The sequence below is a fragment of the Caballeronia sp. LjRoot31 genome (assembly GCF_964253885.1).
Taxonomy (GTDB): Bacteria; Pseudomonadota; Gammaproteobacteria; order Burkholderiales; family Burkholderiaceae; genus Caballeronia.
The window spans coordinates 2354744-2374728 of record NZ_CAXURX020000001.1 but is presented as its reverse complement, the minus strand read 5'-3'; the positions used below and the strand labels follow the sequence as shown (position 1 = coordinate 2374728).

At 61.6% G+C, this 19985-nt stretch carries 16 protein-coding genes; 7 read left to right on the top strand and 9 right to left on the bottom strand.

Annotated elements, in window-relative coordinates:
- The first annotated feature begins 67 nt into the window (after window positions 1-67).
- Together ACSQ8V_RS10485 and ACSQ8V_RS10480 are read left to right on the top strand one after the other, a co-directional pair.
- Entirely contained in the window at window positions 68-532 is a 465-nt protein-coding gene (locus ACSQ8V_RS10485; RefSeq protein ID WP_436205684.1) for a response regulator, read from the top strand.
- Window positions 533-668: 136 nt separating this feature from the next.
- Window positions 669-2609, top strand: coding sequence for a response regulator (locus ACSQ8V_RS10480; RefSeq protein WP_436206636.1), 1941 nt, complete (start codon window positions 669-671; stop codon window positions 2607-2609).
- A gap of 39 nt (window positions 2610-2648) precedes the next feature.
- Here the strand turns inward: ACSQ8V_RS10480 and ACSQ8V_RS10475 are convergent, their stop codons facing one another.
- Window positions 2649-3461 (bottom strand): ABC transporter permease, encoded by an 813-nt coding sequence (locus tag ACSQ8V_RS10475; protein ID WP_213761484.1) that lies wholly within the window; start codon window positions 3459-3461, stop codon window positions 2649-2651.
- Window positions 3458-4138 carry an ABC transporter ATP-binding protein gene (locus tag ACSQ8V_RS10470; protein ID WP_436205683.1) on the bottom strand — a complete coding sequence of 227 codons (681 nt, stop codon included), beginning with the start codon at window positions 4136-4138 and terminating at the stop codon, window positions 3458-3460. The genes ACSQ8V_RS10475 and ACSQ8V_RS10470 overlap by 4 nt, the downstream gene beginning before the upstream one ends.
- 193 nt (window positions 4139-4331) lie before the next feature.
- Here ACSQ8V_RS10470 and ACSQ8V_RS10465 point away from each other — a divergent pair, with 193 nt between their 5' ends.
- The 4 genes from ACSQ8V_RS10465 to ACSQ8V_RS10450 are packed head-to-tail and all read left to right on the top strand — an operon-like array spanning window position 4332 to window position 8534.
- A complete protein-coding gene (locus tag ACSQ8V_RS10465; RefSeq protein ID WP_436205682.1) occupies window positions 4332-6758 on the top strand; it encodes an AsmA family protein in 2427 nt (808 codons plus the stop codon).
- Window positions 6748-6921, top strand: coding sequence for a hypothetical protein (locus ACSQ8V_RS10460; protein WP_436181864.1), 174 nt, complete (start codon window positions 6748-6750; stop codon window positions 6919-6921). The genes ACSQ8V_RS10465 and ACSQ8V_RS10460 overlap by 11 nt, the downstream gene beginning before the upstream one ends.
- 51 nt (window positions 6922-6972) lie before the next feature.
- Window positions 6973-7245 (top strand): helix-turn-helix domain-containing protein, encoded by a 273-nt coding sequence (locus tag ACSQ8V_RS10455; protein WP_035564930.1) that lies wholly within the window; start codon window positions 6973-6975, stop codon window positions 7243-7245.
- Complete coding sequence (locus ACSQ8V_RS10450) at window positions 7242-8534, top strand: type II toxin-antitoxin system HipA family toxin (RefSeq protein WP_436205681.1); 1293 nt, start codon at window positions 7242-7244, stop codon at window positions 8532-8534. The genes ACSQ8V_RS10455 and ACSQ8V_RS10450 overlap by 4 nt, the downstream gene beginning before the upstream one ends.
- Before the next feature lie 506 nt (window positions 8535-9040).
- On the opposite strand, the gene ACSQ8V_RS10445 is transcribed toward ACSQ8V_RS10450, so the two are convergent.
- From ACSQ8V_RS10445 to ACSQ8V_RS10430, 4 genes are all read right to left on the bottom strand, one after another.
- Window positions 9041-9298, bottom strand: coding sequence for a hypothetical protein (locus tag ACSQ8V_RS10445; RefSeq protein ID WP_436205680.1), 258 nt, complete (start codon window positions 9296-9298; stop codon window positions 9041-9043).
- A 1207-nt stretch (window positions 9299-10505) separates the two neighbouring features.
- Window positions 10506-12005, bottom strand: a complete 1500-nt coding sequence (locus ACSQ8V_RS10440; RefSeq protein WP_436205679.1) for an efflux transporter outer membrane subunit — start codon at window positions 12003-12005, stop codon at window positions 10506-10508.
- On the bottom strand, window positions 12002-15205 hold the full coding sequence (locus ACSQ8V_RS10435) for an efflux RND transporter permease subunit (protein WP_436205678.1): 3204 nt from the start codon (window positions 15203-15205) through the stop codon (window positions 12002-12004). Before ACSQ8V_RS10435 ends, ACSQ8V_RS10440 begins: the two co-directional genes overlap by 4 nt.
- Window positions 15202-16344, bottom strand: coding sequence for an efflux RND transporter periplasmic adaptor subunit (locus tag ACSQ8V_RS10430; RefSeq protein ID WP_436205677.1), 1143 nt, complete (start codon window positions 16342-16344; stop codon window positions 15202-15204). The genes ACSQ8V_RS10435 and ACSQ8V_RS10430 overlap by 4 nt, the downstream gene beginning before the upstream one ends.
- Before the next feature lie 329 nt (window positions 16345-16673).
- On the opposite strand from ACSQ8V_RS10430, the gene ACSQ8V_RS10425 reads away from it, so the two are divergent.
- Window positions 16674-17294 carry a TetR/AcrR family transcriptional regulator gene (locus tag ACSQ8V_RS10425; protein ID WP_165091303.1) on the top strand — a complete coding sequence of 207 codons (621 nt, stop codon included), beginning with the start codon at window positions 16674-16676 and terminating at the stop codon, window positions 17292-17294.
- Window positions 17295-17340: 46 nt separating this feature from the next.
- Here the strand turns inward: ACSQ8V_RS10425 and ACSQ8V_RS10420 are convergent, their stop codons facing one another.
- The 3 genes from ACSQ8V_RS10420 to ACSQ8V_RS10410 all read right to left on the bottom strand — a co-directional run bounded on the left by ACSQ8V_RS10420 (window position 17341) and on the right by ACSQ8V_RS10410 (window position 19959).
- Window positions 17341-17583 (bottom strand): DUF2795 domain-containing protein, encoded by a 243-nt coding sequence (locus tag ACSQ8V_RS10420; protein WP_436205676.1) that lies wholly within the window; start codon window positions 17581-17583, stop codon window positions 17341-17343.
- A gap of 79 nt (window positions 17584-17662) precedes the next feature.
- Complete coding sequence (locus ACSQ8V_RS10415) at window positions 17663-17938, bottom strand: hypothetical protein (protein ID WP_436181858.1); 276 nt, start codon at window positions 17936-17938, stop codon at window positions 17663-17665.
- A gap of 284 nt (window positions 17939-18222) precedes the next feature.
- Window positions 18223-19959 (bottom strand): ClcB-like voltage-gated chloride channel protein, encoded by a 1737-nt coding sequence (locus ACSQ8V_RS10410; protein ID WP_436181857.1) that lies wholly within the window; start codon window positions 19957-19959, stop codon window positions 18223-18225.
- Between the last annotated feature and the right edge of the window lie 26 nt (window positions 19960-19985).

Genomic DNA, 19985 nt, shown 5'->3' with positions numbered 1-19985 from the left:
GCGGTGTTTGACGGCTTACCGAGCGACTGATCCCGTCACCTTTTATTCCAACCCGTCATATCGGACCATGCTGAAACCCATTTTGCTTGTCGAAGACGATCCCGGCGATCTCGAACTGACACTCATGGCGCTCGACAAAAGCCAGCTTGCCAACGAGGTGATCGTGGCGCGCGACGGCCAGGAAGCAATCGATTACCTGCGTTGCGAAGGCGAGTGGAGCGTACGCAATCCAGGCAACCCCGCAGTCATCCTGCTCGACTTGAAGCTGCCGAAAATCGATGGCCTGGAAGTGTTGGAAACCATCCGTTCCAATGAAACGCTGAAGGCGGTTCCGGTGGTCATGCTGACGTCGTCGCGTGAGGAGCAGGATCTCGTGCGCAGCTATGCGCTCGGCGTGAACGCTTATGTGGTGAAGCCGGTCGAGTTCAACGAATTTGTGCAGGCGATTGCCGATCTCGGCGTGTTCTGGGCCGTGCTCAACGAGCCGCCGCCCGGGTCAATGCGGGTTCGCCGTCAGCCCGCGCCGCAATGAATCTGGTGCACACTGGCGTATTCCTCCTGCACGGTGCCCGGCGTAGCGGCCTGGACCCGCTGGTCCTTTCGTTGTTTTGCCCGATGCGACCTGCCCGGCAGTATCGCGTATGCCGGTTCGCCTGAGTGCCCTGACCATGCAGCCTTTGCATCTGCTTCTCGTAGAAGACAACGCGCTCGACGCGGAACTGACCCTGACTCAGTTGGAACGCGCCGACTATAAGGTCGACGTGCAAATCGTCTACACGGAGCAGGGTTTCATAGCGGCGCTAGAGGCATCCAGCTTCGATGTGATCCTCGCGGACTTCGTGATGCCGGTGTTCTCCGGTGTCGAAGCGTTGGCGATCGCCCGCGAGCGGGTGCCGCATACGCCGTTCATTTTCGTGTCCGGCGTGCTCGGCGAGGAGCATGCCGTCGACATGCTCAAGCGCGGCGCCACCGACTACGTCCTGAAGCAGCGCCTGCAACGGCTGCCTGCTGTCGTGCGGCGCGCCTTGACGGAAAGCACCGAGCGCCAGCAGCGCATTGCGGTCGAACGCGCGTTGCGGGAGACGGAAACGCACTTTCGCTTGCTGGTGGATGCGCTCAAGGATTACGCCGTCATCACGCTCGATCAGGAGGGCAGGATCAGGACGTGGAACGCGGCGTCCGAGCGAATTCTCGGGTTCGCGGCGCAGGATGTGGTCGGCCGGTCCGCCGACGTGTTCTACGGTCAGGAAGATCGCGACACCCATGTGTTTGCGCAGGAACTGGAGACGGCGCAAGCCGATGGCAGCGCGAGCGACGACCGCTGGCTCTGGCGCAAGGACGGGCGCTCGTTCTTCGCATCGGGCGTGACAACAGCGATCCGTGCCGATAACGGCGAGCTGATCGGTTATTCGAAGATCATCCGCGACGTCACCGAAGAGCACATGGCCGCCGATGCCTTGCGCGTGGCGAAGGAACAGGCCGAGACCGCGAATCGGGCGAAGGATCATTTCCTGGCGGTGTTGTCGCACGAATTGCGTACGCCGCTGACGCCGATCGTCGCCGCCGTGCGTTTGCTGGAGATACGTCACGCGCTGCCGGCCGATGCCCAGGCGACGCTCGAACTGATCCGGCGCAATGTGGAGCTGGAGGCGCGCTTGATCGACGATCTGCTCGACCTGACCAGTATCGCGCGCGGCAAGCTTTCGCTGAACTTTGCGAATGTGGTGCTGGAGACGCTGATGTCGAGCGCGCTCGATATGTCGGAGTCCGATCTGCGCGGCAAGGGCCTGACGCTGGAAACAACATTGGGCGCTACCTCCACGCTGGTTTTCGGCGATGCCGCGCGCTTGCAGCAGATCGTGTGGAACCTGATGAAAAACGCGGTGAAGTTCACGCCAGCGGGCGGGCGTATCGCGGTGCGGATGTGGAATCCGGATGCATCGACCATCGCGATTTCGGTGACCGACAGCGGTATCGGGATTAGCGCCGAAGCGTTGCCGCGGATCTTTTCGGCCTTCGAACAAGCCGATGATTCCATCACCCGGGCGTTCGGCGGGTTGGGGCTGGGTTTGGCTATCGCCAGCACACTGGCGTTGAAGCATGGCGGAACGCTGACGGCCCAGAGCGACGGTCGCGACAAGGGCGCCCGGTTTACGCTGACGTTGCCGCTCGTGAAGGCCGGGGCGGAAGATGAAACTTCGCCGCTCGCGGCGCAGGATCCGAATGAGATCGTGCGGTCGTTGAAGGTGCTGCTTGTCGAGGACAACGAATACACGTCGTCCGCCATGGCGCAGGTGCTGGAGGTGCTCGGGCATCAGGTCGGCGTTGCTACTACCGTCGCCGAGGCGCTGGCTTTAGCCCGGGGCGAAGTGTTCGATCTGCTGGTCAGCGATATCGGCCTGCCCGATGGCAGCGGGCTCGAGGTCGCGCGCGCGTGGACCGACTTGCAACCCGGTAAACCGTCGGTTGCCATCACCGGTTATGGCATGGACGAAGATATCCGCCGATGCCGCGATGCCGGGTTTATGGATCACCTGACAAAGCCGGTCGACTTCTCCCGGCTGGAGTCGCTGATTCACGCTTTGGCCAGGCGGCCGGGCGGCGCGTAACGCAACGGCTTGCGGAGGGACGTGATTTTGCCCGCGTCTTTATCCGCGCTTCGGTTTTTCCCTTTCCACGAGCTTTGACGCCATGAACCGGTGTTCCGGCGAGAACAGCCGCCGGTAGGTCAATAACACTGCGCCCACCGTTCCGAGAGCCGACGAGGCCGCGATAAAAAACATGATGACGATCTGATAACGGACCGCCTGCAATGGCGATTGGCCCGCCAAAACCTGGCCCGTCATCATGCCCGGCAGACTCACCAGTCCTACCACCGACATCTGGTTCAACGTCGGGATCATGCCTGCCCGCACGGCCTGGCGCGCTGGCCCTTGCGCCGCCTCCCATCGCGTTGCGCCGAGCGCAAGCGACATCTCTACCGTCCCTCGTCCCGCCGTCAGTTCCTCTGTCATCCGCTCGATGCCGAGCGACACGCCCGTCAACGTGTTACCCAGGATCATGCCGAGGATCGGTATGGCATATTGCGGTTCGTACCACGGATGAATCCGGATCACGACGAACAATCCCACCGCGGCCACGAGCCACGAACTCACCCAGATCGACACGACGCTATCCGTGCGCTGGCCAAGGTAGGTGCGCCGTCCGCGATTCGATGCCGACAGTCCCGCTATCAGCGTCATCAATGCCATCAGCGGCAATACGACGTACCAGCGTGAAAACTGGAAGACCCAACCGAGCACGTACCCGATCGCAAGCAGTTGCACGACAGTGCGCACCGCCGCCCACGCCAGCTTGCGTTCCAGGTCGAGCTTCAGCGCAACCGATAACGCTCCGTTCACCACGATCAACGCCGCCGCGATCCCAATGTCGAGCAGGCTCAGGTTCTGATAGCCGCTCATGACAAGGTCCCCGCTGTCATGACGAGCTGGCGCTCGCCTACACGTTGGGCCTGCGCCGGATCGTGCGACACCCAGATGCTGGCGCGTTCGCCCTGCCGATCATCGAACCAGGCACCGACGAGCGCTTCTATTTCCAGCGCGGAAGCAGGGTCGAGTGACGCCGTCGGTTCGTCGAGCAGCAACACGTCGGGGTCAACTTGCAACACGCGTATCAGCGCGGCAACTTGCGCTTCACCACCCGATAGCTCGCTCGCGCGTTTATCGAGGAAGTTGGCTTCACGGCCTGCCCGGCGAGTCAGCTTGATCACACGCTCACGATCGAAGCGCACGTCGCGATACACCTTCAGCGAAAACGGGTAACGCAGATTGTCTTCCACGCTGCCATCGAGCATGGCCGGGCGTTGTGCAATGTAAGCCACGCGTCGCCGGTACGCCGGAATCCCCGCGCGCGCGATGGTCTTTCCGCGCCACTGGATCACACCGTCATCGACAGGATCGAGCAGCGCAAGCGCACGCAGGAACACACTCTTGCCTGAGCCCGACGGCCCGGTGATAACCGCGCGCTCGCCTCCGGACAAGCTGAACGTGGTGGGATGCAGCAAGGCAGCGTGGCGCACCGGGTCATGGCGGGTGAGCCCTGTCGCGTGAATTAGAGGCGTGTCGGCTTGCAGGGACATGGCGAAGACAGCTCGGGGAATGATCTCGGAGCGCAATCATAAATCAATGCTGCTTAGGCGATGCTTAGGTTAGTTGTGCCGTCCGTTGCGCATGAGTCTTGATCGGGCTGTTCACGCGTCGAGCGCGGCGGCCCGCCCGGCATGGGAAAAATCGCCGGGCACGCGATGTGCTGCGCGGTGTTTCAAGAAAAACATGGAGGGAGCCACTATGGCGCTTGGCCGGAAAATCGGGAAAACAGTCGCGTGGATCATTGCGGTTCTGATCGTCCTGATCGCTGTGCTGGTGATCGTTTTCCTGACCTTCGACTGGAACCGGGCTCGCCCCTGGGTCGACGATAAAGTCTCGCAGGCCATCGGCAGGCAGTTCCAGATTACGGGCGACCTGAAGATCGGCTGGCAACGGCCACCCGGTGAAACCGGCTGGCGCCGCTGGGTCCCGTGGCCTCGTTTCTCGGCGGAAAAAATCACGGTTGCGAATCCCGACTGGACCAAACAGAAGTTTTTCGCGACCCTGGACGAGATCGATTTCCAGGTCGAGATCCTGCCGCTGCTCGCGCACAACATCGTGATTCCATCGATCAATCTGGTGAATCCCTCAGTCGATCTGGAACGCCTCAAAGACAACCGCAATAACTGGACGTTCAAGTTCAAGCAGTCAACCGAACCGTCTGTATGGAACCTTCAACTGCATGACATCGCGCTGGACAAAGGCAATATCGCGTACGCGGACGAGATCACGAAAGCGGACATGCAGGCCGTCGTGAATACGCTTGGCCAGATGATTCCTATCGGCGATGTGATGAAGCAGCAGGAGGCGGCATCGCAGAAGTCGTCGGCCCAGATGGTCGGCAAGAGCGGCGCGACCAAGCTGAACCAGCAAGTCGACAAAGCAGCGGCATCCGAAGCCGCTGCTGCTTCCGCGGCGTCGGCCGCTGCCGCTGCGGCTGCTAGCGCGCCGAATCCGGCAAGCGTCTCCGCGAACACCAGCATCACCACGAAGGAAGGGCCGAAGCCGCCCGTGCCCCCGTATGGCATCGGCTGGTCTGTGACGGGCAAATACAACAGCGTGGCGGTGTCCGGCAACGGCAAGGTCGGCGGGGTGCTTGCGCTGCAGGACGCCATGCGTCCGTTCCCCGTGCAGGCGGATGTTCGTATCGGAGACACGCATATTGCTTTTGTCGGCACCGTGACTGATCCGGCCCATCTCGCCGCGCTCGACTTGCGGTTGTGGCTGCAGGGCGTGAGCCTCGAACATTTGTATCCGATCGTCGGCGTGACGCTGCCGGCTACGCCGCCGTATGCAACGGAAGGGCGGCTTGTAGGCCAGTTCAAGGCTGACGGCAATGTCTTCAGGTACGAGAACTTCACCGGGCGCGTGGGCGGCAGCGACCTGAACGGCTCACTGACGTTCGTGGGACGCAAGCCGCGGCCCTTGCTCTCGGGCGAACTCGTGTCGAACCTGCTGCAGTTCTCCGACCTCGCCCCGATCATCGGCGCCGATTCGAACGCCAGCAAAGCGAAACGTGGCGACACGGAGAAGCAGCCGTCGTCAAAGGCGCTGCCGACCGAGGAGTTCAAGACGGATCGATGGAAGGCGATCGATGCCGACGTCAAGTTCACCGGCCGCAAGATCATCAAGGACCCGGCGCTGCCGATCACCAATCTCTATACGCACGTGGTGATGACGGACGGCGTGCTGTCGTTCGAACCGCTGTCGTTCGGCGTGGCGGGCGGGACGCTGTCGTCGAATATTCACCTCGATGGCAGCAAGGAGCCGCTCCAGGGCCGCTTCTCGACCTCGGCTCGGCACCTGAAGCTCAAGCAACTGCTGCCGACCGTCAAGACGATGCAGTCAGCGCTGGGTGAAGTGAACGGCGACGCGGCGTTATCGGCGACGGGCAATTCGCCGGCCGCACTCGCCGGAACCATGAACGGCGAGCTCAAGACGCTGATCACCGACGGCACGGTCAGCCGGTTGTATATGGAAGCGGCGGGGCTGAACGTGGCGAACGCGGTCTACGAGAAGCTCTTCGGTAACCACGATGTGAAGATCAACTGCGCGGCGGCGGATTTTGTCGCGACCAATGGTGTACTGGAATCGCGCGTGTTTGCCCTCGATACCGACGACGCCGTGATCAACATGGACGGCACCGTCAATCTGAAGACCGAGGAGATGGACCTGAACATTCATCCGCACACGAAGGGTTTCCGGGTGTTTTCGCTGCGCTCGCCGCTGTACGTGAAGGGGACATTCAAGGACCCGCATGTGGGCGTGAATGCCGGTGCGCTGGCAGTGCGCGGCGCGGCGGCGGTCGGGCTCGGCCTGATCAATCCGTTTGCCGCGCTGATCCCGTTGATCGCGCCGAGTAACAACAAACCGCTGCCGTGCACGCAAATGCTTGCCGACATGCGTACCGCGCCGTCCGCGCCGCCGCCGGGGCAGAAGCAAAAAGCGAAGGGTGCACCCGGGTATATGGATTCGGGCGCGGCGAATCCGGCGGCTGCATCGTCTCCGTCTTCGTCGTCCAATAGTGCGAAGGGTGCCAAGGGTACAAACGGTGGCCAAGCCCGGCCGGCGGTGTCCACGCCGGGCAGTGCGGCGCTTTATCGTGGAAGCTGATAGCCGGCAATGGGATTGCCTGCTTCATGCGATGGATTATCGGCGTTGCCCGATTCTGAATGGAAATTTGCGCGTTTTAACGCGTATTTTCTTATTTATTGGCGAAATTGCGCATGATAGTGCGCAATTCATTGCAACCGATCTACAGGAAATCAACCAATAAAAATGCGCATCATACTGCGCAAAATACAAAATAAGTCTACAATTGCGCATCATGACGCGCAAATACACCGACCCCATCAGCAATTTCGAGCGTGTGGCAGCGGAACTCCGCTCGCTCCGGCGCGAGCGACGCATGAGTCAGCAGACGCTGGCTGATCGCGCGGGGGTGGCCCGGCGCACAATCACCAATGCGGAAGGTGCACAGAACGTCGGCCTTCATGAGTTTTGCCGGATCGCCAACGCGCTCGGCTACGACCTCACACTGCGTCCGAAAGACACTGTGGTCTTCGAAGATCTGGACTTCTTCTTCAGGGAGGACGAATGAGCACGCCGTTGTCCCTTAAGCCTGCGCCGCCGTTCGACCTGGAACAGCTCTTCGACAAAATCCGCCGGCTCGACGTTCACACGCCCCAGGGCTTGGCCGGTCTGCTGGCGAAGGAGAGCACCTTCGTCTTCAACTACGGAGAAGTCGAGCCGGACGCGGCCGTGTCGCTGACCATGCCCGTGCGCCGCAAGAGCTACAGCAGTGGCGCGCTGATGAACGTGTTCGCAATGAATCGCCCGGAAGGTTATTTGCGATACATCATCGAAGAACGGCTGGCGCGCTTCGGTACCCCCAGCGACATGTTCCTGCTGTTCCTCGCCGGGCGAAACCAGATTGGCAGGCTCACCTACGCGCTGCACGGCCAGACAGTGCCTGAGGGCGAGGGTGAGCGGCTTGACGAGCTGCTGTCGTCGCCATCGGGACAATTGTTCGAACGTCTGGTGAGCAAATATGCGCTCGGCTCGGGCATTTCAGGCGTGCAGCCGAAGACCGTGGTGCCACTTGCTGCCGAGGTTCCCGCTAGCATGTCCACGCCCGGTGCGGCGACGCTCGACGCACACGCGACCTTGCCGTTGACCACGGTGATCGTGAAGGCTGAAGGCGACGACTATGCGGGGATCGCCCGCAACGAATTCCTGTGCATGTCGGTGGCGCGCGAGGCGGGTTTCGACGTGCCCGATTTCTGGCTCTCCAACGACGGCCTGCTGTTCGTCATGGCGCGTTTCGATCGTGCGCCGGACGGCACGCCGCTCGGCTTCGAGGACATGAGCGTGCTGACCGGCAACGACAAATACCGCGGCAGTTACGAGATGATCGGACGGGCAGTGGAGGTCTATACCGGCGCTGATTTCCGCGCGCAATCGCTGCGGCTGTTCGAGCGTGTCGCGCTGTCGTGTTTTCTTCGCGATGGTGATGCGCATATGAAGAACATCGGCATTGTCTATGCCGATCCCACCGGGCCGCGTCGGCTCTCGCCCATCTATGATGTCGTCTGCACGGGCATCTATCCGATGCTCGACGGCCGGATGGCGCTGAACCTGAATAAGTCGAAGGTTTTCCCCGTGCCCGGGCAGCTGATTGCATACGGCGAGCGACTGGGCCTGAAACGCGCCGAGGCGGAAGCGATCCTGCTGCGCATCGACCAGGCGTTCGAGACCGTTACCGAGCGGCTCAGCCAGGACGATCGGTATAAAGCAGACGATCTGCTCACGCGGATTCGAGAAGTGATCCGTCGCACTGGCGCAATTCCCGTCGCACGGGCGAAGCGTCCGGCGTTCCGTCTTCCCTGAAACGTCTGCGCTTACAAAGACGCTTTCGAGTCACGGCTATTAAACCGTGCTACATCAGCGACTTAAGCGTTGAGCCCCATGCTTATCAACAAGCCTGCCCACAATTACTGGGGATAACTCGCCGGTCGTTGCGGGCTTGGGAACGCGCCAACATTACACGCAACGCGTGGATCAAAATCGGATCGATTCGAAACTGCGTTTATTTATCAAAGACTTAAGAAGATTCCCTCACGCTTGTCCACAGGTCCTTCAACAGATTGTGTGCACAACTTTGCGGGTTGAAACGATCGAATCCGCGTGCCCGGCGCACTTTGAAGCGGCACCTGAAAACCCTTTCCGTTCAATGCGTTCCGGCGTTTGTCAGAAGGTTGTCAACAGGGTGGTCCCCAATTTCTGTGCACAACTTTGACCGGTGACTCCATTCGACTAATAGCTGGCGGACAAAAGCCTGTATTCATCCGCAAAGCGTTTCGTTTTCCGTCTTAAATTACGCCGCACCTTTTTGATCATCGCTGGGCTTGTCCAACGCGATCCTCCGGCAGGTCGCCCAGTTGCGCCCGATTCACTCGTTGCCGCACCGGCGTCAGCGCGCGATGCCCGGCATGGTGAACGTGCGCCGGACGTTGTTCGTATGCGCGTCGCTGGCGCGATTGTTCGGGATCGCGTCGGTTGTCGCTCCAGATAGGCGCAGGCCGGAGTAGCAGAGCGGCCAGCATGGTGTCGATGCACAGGAACGGTTCCGTTCTCCGTGCCCGCAGCGCCATTCAGCGATGCCGCGCGCTTGCCGAAACTGAACGGCACCATGCGGGCGTTGGCGCTCTACGCGCCCTTGCGCGTTTCGTCCCCGAGGATCGGGGCGCGTTTGAAGTACTGTGAACAATCGGACGGGTCCGTCGATGTATAGGCCGACAGGCTGCCAAAACCGTTGGCGATGCCTCAGCAGATAAAGCGCCCTGAGCCTGGCTGACGCTCGGCAGCCTGGCATCGGGCGTGACCATGAAACCCGGGTGCGAGTTGGCGTCGATGGCGGTAGAAGAAGCCGCCGGGGCAGGCGTCACAACATCGTCCAATGCAACGAGGCCGGGCAAGGGCGCGCTCCACGGATCGGCTGGCGGAGGGGGCGCACTATGTACCGGCGCTTTCGCCGGTTCGCTCGGTTCAGCGACCCGCGTGGTGCGGTTGAGCCACGCGTCGTGGGATGCGATCAGACCGGGCGAACGTCCACGCGGTGTTTCATTCCAGCCGGAGCGATCCATCGCGAGGGCGGGAGATGTTTCCTGGACGGTTGTTGCTACGGAGCCGGGCGCATGCGTCGTTGCGGCCGGTCGGGGCTCTTGCTCTGACGCAGGCGCTGGTGAATCGGCGCGGATTTGTCCCGGCGATGTGAGCCGATCGCCGGACGGTGCGCTCCAGGCATCGTCAACTGCGAGACTGGGTGCTGCGGGGTTGCTCCATGGGTCATCGGCTGCGAGTTGGGGCGCGGCGTGGCTGCGCCATTGCTCACCTGCGGGCACGCTGGCCGGGGCGGACTCTCCCGCGCGGGCCGTTACGTGCATCAAACCAAAGGCAGCGCACGCCAGCGCGACTTTTTCCAGTCCTGAATGAACGAGCCGGAACAGGTCACGGAGCGGTGAGCGAGACATGGCATTTCCCCTGAATACACGAAAGCTCGCAAGCCTATGGGAAAGTGCGGTCCGAAATAACGCGATTTATCTGAATAGTGAAAGGTTTCAGTGAAGAAATTGAGTTGAAGGAAGGTTATGGGCGCATTTGGATGGCAGTGCGATGTTTCGGCGATCCTGAATTGTGACATTCGATGTCTTTAATCCCAGGCTTCGGTCGTCCTGATGAAGTGCAAAGAGCCGTTTCGACTCACGTCGGAATGGCTCTTTGCGTACAGCGCTCGTTTCAGTTTTTACCCGTCAGATGAGAGAGAACTCGCCCGAATGGAATGCGACCCGGCAGCGACGGTTATTTTGCTGTCCCCGTCGCTGTCCCCGTCGCTGTCTCGGCCGCTTTTGCCGCAGCCGCAAGATTCGCCGTGCTGCCGGTCGGAGAACCCATTGCCTGGAACAGCAACGCGGTATCGCTGAGCCGTGCGCTTTCATAGCGAATAGCATCCAGCCGCACATTTCGATACTGGCGCTCGCTCGCACGCGTCGCCGAGGGAGGAATCGCTCCGAGCCGCTCTCGCGCCGCCGAATCCGTGAAGGCGCTCATTGAAGTGCGGCTGGCGGTATCGGCGAAACTGAGTGCCTGGTTATCCTGCTCGAGCGCCACGAGTGAATCCGCCACGTTGCGGAACGCGGTCAGCACCGTCTGCTTGTATTGCGCCACGGCGGCCTCGTAGCTCGCTTGCGCCGCGCGCCTTTGGGCGAGCAATGCGCCGCCATGAAACAACGGCTGCGACAGCGACGCGCCTATCCCCCAGATCGCGCCCGCGCCGGACAAGGCGGTCGGCCAGCTGAAACCCGCTTGCCCCATCGACGCCGACAGCGTCAGGCTCGGGAACATTTGCGCTGTCGCGACGCCGACTTGCGCCGCGGCGGCCTTGAGCAGCGCATCGGCGGCCTGAATGTCCGGGCGGCTGGCGAGCAGTTCCGACGGTACGACCACGGACACATTGCCGGGCACGGTGAGCGACGCGAGATCGAGATCCGGCGGCGCCTGATCCGGTGTCCGGCCAAGCATCACGGCAAGCGCGTGACGGGTTGCAAGCCACTGGGCCCGCAGCGCTGGCAACGAAGCGGCGAGCGCGGCGGCGTTCGATTGCGCGTTGAGCGCGTCCGCGCGCGACGCCGAACCGAGTTCGTAGCGGCGCTGGGTTTCTCGCGCGTCTTCATTGGCGAGGACGATCAGCCGTTCGGTCGTATCGATTTGCGCACGCAACGAGGCGGCACCGATAGCGCCCGTGACGATGTTTGCCGCGAGTGCACGGCGGGCGGCATCGAATTGCCAGGACTGGCTGTCCACTTGTGCAGCCAGCGCCCGGTCTGCGAGCCGCGCCGCACCGAACAGGTCGAACGTGTATTGCGCCCGGATCTGACCAACGAAGAGGTTGTAGAGCACCGTGGGCGGCCCGAAGTTCGGCACGCCAATTGCGCGCTCCCGGTCCGTCTGGCCGCCAAGGTCGATGCTCGGCAACATTGACGATCCGACTTGCGCCCGTAGTTGCTCACGCGCCGCGGCGAGGGTTTTGTCCGTCGCGGCGAGGCTCGGGCTATTGCGCAAACCCTCATCGACGAGCGCGTTCAGCGGTTCCGAACGATAAAGCTTCCACCACTCGGGCACCGGTTTCGCGTTGGCATCGAAACTCTGCGATACCCCTTCGGCCGTCACGGTGCGTGCCGGTTGCGCGTCGGCGCCGTAATGGGCCACCGTTGGCATGACGGGCGGTTTCCCGTCCGGGCCGAACGAGCACGCGGAAAGGGTGGCTGCGAAGCCTAGAGCAGTCAGGTAAGCGCGTTTCATGACTGGCCTCCTTGGCGAGTATCCGGCGCGGAGGGCATGTCTGGATCTTCAAACCCCGCGCGCTCGTTACGCCGCACCTTGAACGAAGCCGCATATAACGCCGGCAGATAAAACAGCGTGAGGACGGTTGCGCTCGTGATCCCGCCCATCAGCGCGGTTGCCATCGGACCGAAGAAGTTGCTGCGCAACAGCGGGATCAGCGCGAGCACCGCAGCGGCGGCGGTCAGCGTGATCGGCCGGAAACGCCGCACGGTCGCGCCAACAATGGCGTCAAAGCGAGGATGCCCCGCGGCAATGTCCTGTTCGATCTGATCGACGAGAATCACCGAGTTGCGCATGATGATCCCGAACATGGCGATCACGCCCAGCATGGCGACAAACCCGAACGGCTTGTTGAACAACAGCAGCGCGATCACCACGCCAATCAACCCGAGCGGCGCGGTCAGAACCACCATCATCACCCGTGCGAAGCTCTGCAACTGGATCATCAAGAGCGTCAACACGACAATCACCATGATCGGCATCTGCGCATTGATGGACGACTGGCCTTTCTCGCTTTCCTCAACCGGTCCGCCCACTTCTATCCGATACCCCACCGGCAAGCCCGCACGCAACGTAGCGAGCTTCTTCTCGATCGCATGGGTGACGTCAATACCTTGCGCGCCGGCCTTCACGTCCGACTGCACGGTGATGGTCGGCTGACGGTCGCGTTCCCAGATCACGCCGTATTCCAGATCGTTCACCACATGCCCGATCGTTCCGAGCGGCACGGGGCCGTTCGGCGTCGGCATGGCCAGCGTGGCGAGCTTCGCCGGATCAACCCGTTCGCTTTTCGGGGCCCGCAAGTCGACGCTGACCAGCTTGTCGCGTTCACGATACTGCGTGACGGTATAACCGGTCAGTTGCATCGCGAGGAAATTCGATACGTCCTGCGATGTGATACCAAGTTCACGCGCCTTCTTCTGGTCGATATCGAAGCGCACCGAGCGCTCCGACGGTTCGTCCCAGTCGTACTGGACATTGGTCGTGCCACTGTCGGCACGCATTTCGGCAAAGACCTTTTCAGCGATACCGCGCACTGTCGGCAGGTCGTCGCCGCTTACGCGGAACTGCACCGGATAGCCGACCGGCGGACCGTTTTCGAGTCGCGACAAACGCGTGCGTACTGCCGAGAACTTCTCGCGCAACACAGGTTCAAGCCAGCGTGCGAGTTTCTCGCGATCTTCGACTGACTTTGCCGTAATGACGAACTGCGCGAAGTTCGCCACTTGCAACTGCTGGTCGAGCGGCAGATAGAAGCGCGGCGCACCCGAGCCGACGAAGTTCACCACATGATCGACCTCGGGCCGCCCCTCCAGTACCTTCTCAAGACGTTTGGTCTCGCGCAGCGTGGCTTCGAATGAGGCGCCTTCTTGCAGACGGACATCGACGAGCAGTTCCGATCGGTCCGAACTCGGGAAGAATTGTTGGGGAACCAGCGTAAAGCCTGCCAGCGCTATCACGAACAGCACGAGCGTAATGCCGAGCACGACGAAGCGCCGCTCAATACACCATGTCAGCCAGCCGCGCAGACGCGTGTAGAACTTCGTGTCGTAGATATCGTGTTCATGATCGTGGGCGTGATGCGCCTCGCGCTTGCGCTCGGGCAACAGCTTGTAGCCGAGCAGCGGAATCAGCACGACCGCCGCGAACCACGACGCGATCAACGCGATGGCCGACACCTCGAAGATCGAGCGCGTGTATTCCCCGGTGCTGGATTTGGCCAGCGCGATCGGCAGGAAACCGGCGACCGTCACGAGCGTGCCCGTGAGCATGGGGAACGCAGTGCTGGTATAGGCGTAGGCCGCGGCACGCGAACGGTTCCAGCCTTGTTCGAGTTTCACCGCCATCATTTCGACAGCGATAATCGCGTCGTCGACCAGCAGGCCCAGCGCGAGGATCAGCGTCCCGAGCGAGACCTTGTGCAGGCCGATATCGAAGAGATACATGAAGAGGGCGGTGACCGCGAGCACGACCGGAATCGAGATCACGACCACCATGCCGGTGCGCACGCCGAGCGACACCAGGCTCACGATCAGCACGATGATGACTGCTTCGGCAACGGCTTCAAGAAAGTCATCGACGGACTTCGATACCGCATGCGGCATGCTCGATACTTCGTTGAGCACGAGGCCGGCGGGGAGTTGCGCGCGCAGCTCAGCCACCTTGGCGTCCAGCGCCTTGCCCAACTGCACGACGTCCTGACCGGGCTGCATCGTGATACCAATACCCAGCACCGGCTTCTCGCCCGCGCGCATTTGCGTGGCCGGGGGATCGAGATATCCTCGCTTGATGGTGGCTATGTCACCAAGACGGAACGACCGGCCGTTGACACGGATCAGCGTGTTGGCGAGCGCGGCCATGTCGGTGATCTGGCCAGTCGGCCGCACGAACACGCGGTCGTCGGGCGTATTCAGCGTGCCGGAGGGCGCAACCGCATTCTGACCGTCAATAGCCTGAGCAATCTGCTGCGGCGAGATACCGAGCCGCGTGAGTTGCGTATTGGCTATTTCGATGTAAACGCGCTCGTCCTGATCGCCGAAATAATTGACCTTCGCTACACCAGGCACGCGCAACAAGACGGTGCGCAGCGAGTCAGCGTAATCGTGGAGTTGCACCGGCGAAAAACCGTCGCCCTCCAGCGTGTAGATGTTCGTGAAGACATCGCCGAATTCGTCGTTGAAGTAGGGACCTTGCACCCCTCTTGGCAGCGTGTAGGCAATGTCCCCGACTTTCTTGCGTACCTGATACCACTCTTCAGGCACGTCTTTCGCGGGCGCGCCGTCCTTCATCGTGAAGAACAGCAGGGATTCGCCAGGGCGGGAGTAGCTGCGCAGGAAGTCGGTGGCGGGCGTTTCCTGCAGTTTTTTCGCGATCTTGTCGGTGACCTGCTCCTGCATCTGCTGTGCGGTGGCTCCTGGCCAGAAGGTCTGGATGACCATCACGCGGAACGTGAACGGCGGGTCCTCCGATTGCGCGAGCCGGGTGTACGCAAGCACGCCGAAAATGGTCGCCATGGCGATCAGGAAGACGACCAGCGCCTGATGACGCAATGCCCAGGCCGAGAGATTGAAACTGCCTTCTTCGTGACGATAATCGCCCGACGCCGCGGCCGCAGCGTTGGCAGCATCTTTCGATGAATCCCGCTCTTGGTCGCTCATGACGCGAAGTCTTCCGGATGCAAGGGCGTGACCACGCGAACCTTTTCGCCGGCGGAAACGGTATGGACACCTTGCCATACCACACGATCCCCAGACGAGATACCGTTGGAAACCGTCACGGTGCGCTCGCCGTATCGAGACACATCCACGCGCCGCAATTCAAGCGACCCGTCAGCCTTCACAATCCAGACGGCAGGCAGTTTGCCCGCGTGAAAAAGCGCGGTGGAGGGCAGCGTGAACGCTTGCGCGGATGCCCCGGATGCGGCTGTCTGCGCGAATGCCACGTCGGCTGTCATGCCAAGGCGGACTTCCGGCGTGGGGGCTTCAAGCGTCATCCTCACGCGATAGGTACGGCTTTGAGGATCGGCGGCGGGCGACACCTCACGCACCCGGGCCGCGAACTGTTTGCCTCCCAGCGCGGCAAGCTTCACGGTGGCTTTCTGGCCGACCGCGAGCGACCCGAGCGTAGTTTCCGGCACGTCCGAGACCACGTCGATCTCGCCGCTCCACGCGAGGTTATAGACGGCCTGTCCCGCCGATACGTTCTGTCCCGTGTCAGCCTGTTCAGCCGTGATGACACCGGCGCGGTCAGCAACAAGCGTGGTGTATTTCAACTGGTCGGCCGACAACGCGGCCTGCGCCTGCGCCTGGTTGCGCTGCGCGAGCGCGGCGGCGTAGGCGTTCTCGGTTTGTTCGAGCTGCGCGCGGGCGATCAGGTTTTCCTGCGCCTGGGCGCGGTCGCGCGTGAGTTGTTGCTCGGCATACGTGAGCTGATGCTGGGCGGCGGACAGTTGCGCGGCTGCGCTCGCGGCGCTTTTGGCGTTGTCGGCGGGATCGAGTTTCGCCACGATCTCGCCGGCTTTCACGCTGTCGCCCAGACGCACGCTGCGCTCGATGATCTTCCCGGCCACACGAAACGACAGCGGGGTCGAGTAACGCGCTTCGATAGTCGCGGGCAGCGACGACTGCACAGTGTGCGTGTCGGCGACGGCCGCCATGGCGACCACGGGACGCAACGCCACGGGGGGCGCTTCCTTCTTGCCGCATGCGCTGAGCGCGACGACAGCGACCACGCCCAACGACCAGGCAAGGGTGCGGCGAGCAGGAAAAGATCCCGGCCCGGGCAACGTGAACGACATTAACCGCGATCGGAGCGATGACAATAATGGCAATGACAACGGCCGCGTGCGGCGACAGACTTGCAGAATCACGAATGACCTCGACGCAAAGGCTTGCCGTGCGCGCAAGGGACTTGCAGGCACGGCCGGCGCGCAGCGTCGACACGGTCTGTCGCTGCGCATTTTCAAGATATGGCGTTATTCGGGGCGCGATACTCGAACAGGCGGCATGCTATGGCCACCAAGCTTTCCAGCACCTCACCGCCAGATACGCGATGAATTCTAATACAACCATGAATCTGGAATCAAAGCCGTATCATAATTCAATTTTGAGATGGTAAACTCGACCGATGAAACGAATTCGCCTCACCCGGGAGCAAAGCCGTGATCAAACGCGTGAGCGTTTGCTGGACGCCGCACAAGCTGTTTTCATGAAGAAGGGGTTTGTTGCCGCCAGTGTCGAGGACATTGCGGCGGCGGCGGGTTATACGCGCGGTGCGTTCTATTCGAACTTCGGCAGCAAGTCCGCTTTGTTTCTGGAACTGCTCAAGCGCGATCACGACGGGATCATGGGCCGGCTGCATTCCATCTTCGATGGCGAAGCGAGCCGGGCCGACATGGAAGCCCGCCTGTTGCAGTATTACAGTGAGTGCTACCGCGACAACAAGTGTTTTTTGTTGTGGGTGGAGGCGAAATTGCAATCAAGCCGCGATGCGAAATTTCGCGCGCAATTCAACGCGTTCATCCGGGAATTGTTGCAGACGACGACCGCTTACATTGTCGCGTTTTCGGAACGGGCGGGGACGCCGTTGCCCATGCCAGCGGAGCAGCTCGCGCTTGGACTGACGGCGTTGATTGATGGCATGCAGTTTTTTTATACGTCGGATCCGCAGGCTTGCGGCAGTGAAATGTCCGAAGCCGTGCTGGCGAAGTTTTTTAGCCGGGTGGTGTTTGGATCCGACGTGGTCTGAGAGGGGCCGTGCGAATAAACGTCCGCTCAGTTTCTCATTCGCTCGCTCAGATAGAGATCCCAGAGCCGCCGTTACTGCCTAGCAACTGCTCCACCGCATCGGCGCTGGCGTAGTCCTGCTCAGGCAATCCATCGAACACGGCAATCACATCGTTGCTCACGCCTGCAGCGCGGGCCGCATCGACAATGCCGTCCTTATTGGCTGGAAACTTCAGGTCACGCAAGACCTCTGCGATTTCGTCATCGATCGGTTCGTCGTTCAAGCCGGCATTCAGATGTGTATCGGTCATTGGTGCCCTTGGTTGTCTTGGTTGTTTTTGGTGGTCAATCCGAGTCGCCATGCGCGCGGCCGAGCTTCACGCCTGCGCTTCACGTCTGCACTTCTATTACCTGGCTCGTCACGCCGTGGCTGGGCGAGCGCGACTTCGGCAATTCCACATGAAACCAGTGCGCGTGATCGAGTTCCTGTGCGCGCACTTCCGGCGCCGGCGGTGAGACCGGCGGGGCATTGGCGCGAATGGCAAGTGCCGCGCGCATGGCTTCGGCCTGGCGAGCAGAGTAGATTGCCGCATCGTCCGTGTGGATCGGCGCGGCATAACACGACACGGATACCAGAACCATCAGTAAAGCCGTTGAGGTTTTCATCGCTCAACCCTCCAGACACTTAGTACACAAGCTCACGCAAGCGGTATCCAGGCAGCACAAACACGAGGCCGTACGGAGAATAGTAGCGAGGATTCGAGCAAACGTTATGCCAATCGATCAGTGCGGTTTTCCAACGCATCACTTGATGAATGGTGCGTGCCGGCCGAGCCTTGTTTCAAGCGGCGCCGGCGGCCGTTGTTCGAGCGAATTCTAGAATCCGCTTTTCAGCGCGTGCTTCACGGGGCAGACCGGTACTGCCGCAATTTTGCACACATCGAGCAATTTCAGCGCGATGCCGGGTTTAATCGGAAGTAAGCATCGAGAAGCGATGTTTTGTAGACAACGCCGAGTAATACCGGCCGCGTCGGGCAGTCGATGACCGGCAAGCGCTCACCCTGGAACGCCAGGAAATGCTGCAACGCTTCACCCAGCGACATGTCCGGTGTAAGGACATCGAAATGAGGTTGCAGATAATCTTCGGCGGTTTTGACGGCAGTGTCGCGCTCATCGAGCAGGTCGGACGTGATGTCCTTCAACGCCACCACGCCGCGAAACTGCCCGTCCGCATCCACGACGTAAAGGTACTTCACCGGATATTCGAGGAACACCCGCGTCATGGCTTTCACGTCTGCATCGAGCGGGACGACCGTGTCGGCTGGTTTCACCAGCTCGCGCATTTGCGTGGCGGCGAGCCGCGAGCGCTCTTTTTCGTCACGGTTGCGCCGCAGCGTGACCTCGTACATCGACGTCTGCGCCGATGCCCGCGCAATGAAAAATGCCACCACGCACGAAAGCATCAGCGGCAGCATGACCTGATAGCTCAGCGTCATCTCGAAGATCATCAGGATTGCCATCAACGGCGCGTGCGTGGCGGCCGCGAGGAACGCGCCCATGCCGACCATCGCGTAGGCAAACGGCGCGGACGTGGAGTGCGGCCAGATCGCATGCGCCGCGAGCCCGAACAGGCAGCCGACTACCGCGCCTACGAAGAGCGTCGGCGTGAAAATCCCGCCCACCGCGCCGGAACCCGCGGTTGCCGCGGTCGCGAGAATCTTGAAGAACAGCACCGCTGCCAGCGCTTCCCAAGTCCACGAATGATGCAGGATCGAGTTGACGACTTCGTACCCGTTGCCCCAGACCTCCGGGAACCAGATCGAGATCACGCCGACAATCAGGCCGCCGAATCCGAGCCGGATTGGCAACGGCAGGGGCAGCTTGGCGAAGCGTTGTTTCGATGCCGCCAGCAGGCGCAGGAAATACGGCGCGAGCACGCCGCAGAGCAATCCGAGCATGACGAACAGCAGCACTTCGACGCCGGTGACAGTTGGAAACACCGGCATTTCGTAAGGCGGCCGGTAGCCGGCGAACTCGCGCATGGTGATGTTCGCGACCACGGAGGACACCACGATTGGCCCGAAACTTTCCATGGCCATGGAGCCGAGCACGAGCTCGGTCACGAAGAACGCGCCGGCGATAGGCGCGTTATACGCCGAGGTGATCCCGGCCGCCGCGCCGCAGGCGACGAGCAGGCGTAGACGCGGCGGATCGAAGTGGACCCAGCGCCCGATCAGCGACGCGCACAGCGCCGCGAGCTGCACCATCGAGCCTTCTCGTCCGATGGACCCGCCGCTTGCGATGGTGAATAGCGACGAGATGCTGCGCCACAGGCTTTGTGAGACCGGCACGACGCCGTCGCCAATGGTCACTGCTTCCATGTAGTCGGCATTCGCCTGACCCGAGCTGCGACGCCGGGCGATCAGCAGGCACAGGCCCGCGATCAGCCCGCCCGCCGTGGGCAACGCGACCCGCACGGGCCAGGGCAGGCGCGTGGCCATCTCGACGAAGTTACCGTGATCGCCCCCAAAAAGGCGCTGCATTTCGTCGATGCCATAGCGGAACGCCGAAGTCGCGAATGCGCCGGCCACGCCGACAATCACGGCCCACACGAGCATGGAGTGGGATTCGGAGAACCGGAACCGGATCTGTGCCCGGGTGCGAAGTTTAAGCAGGAATGAAAGCACGTGAGCTTGAATGTCGGAGCGGGTCG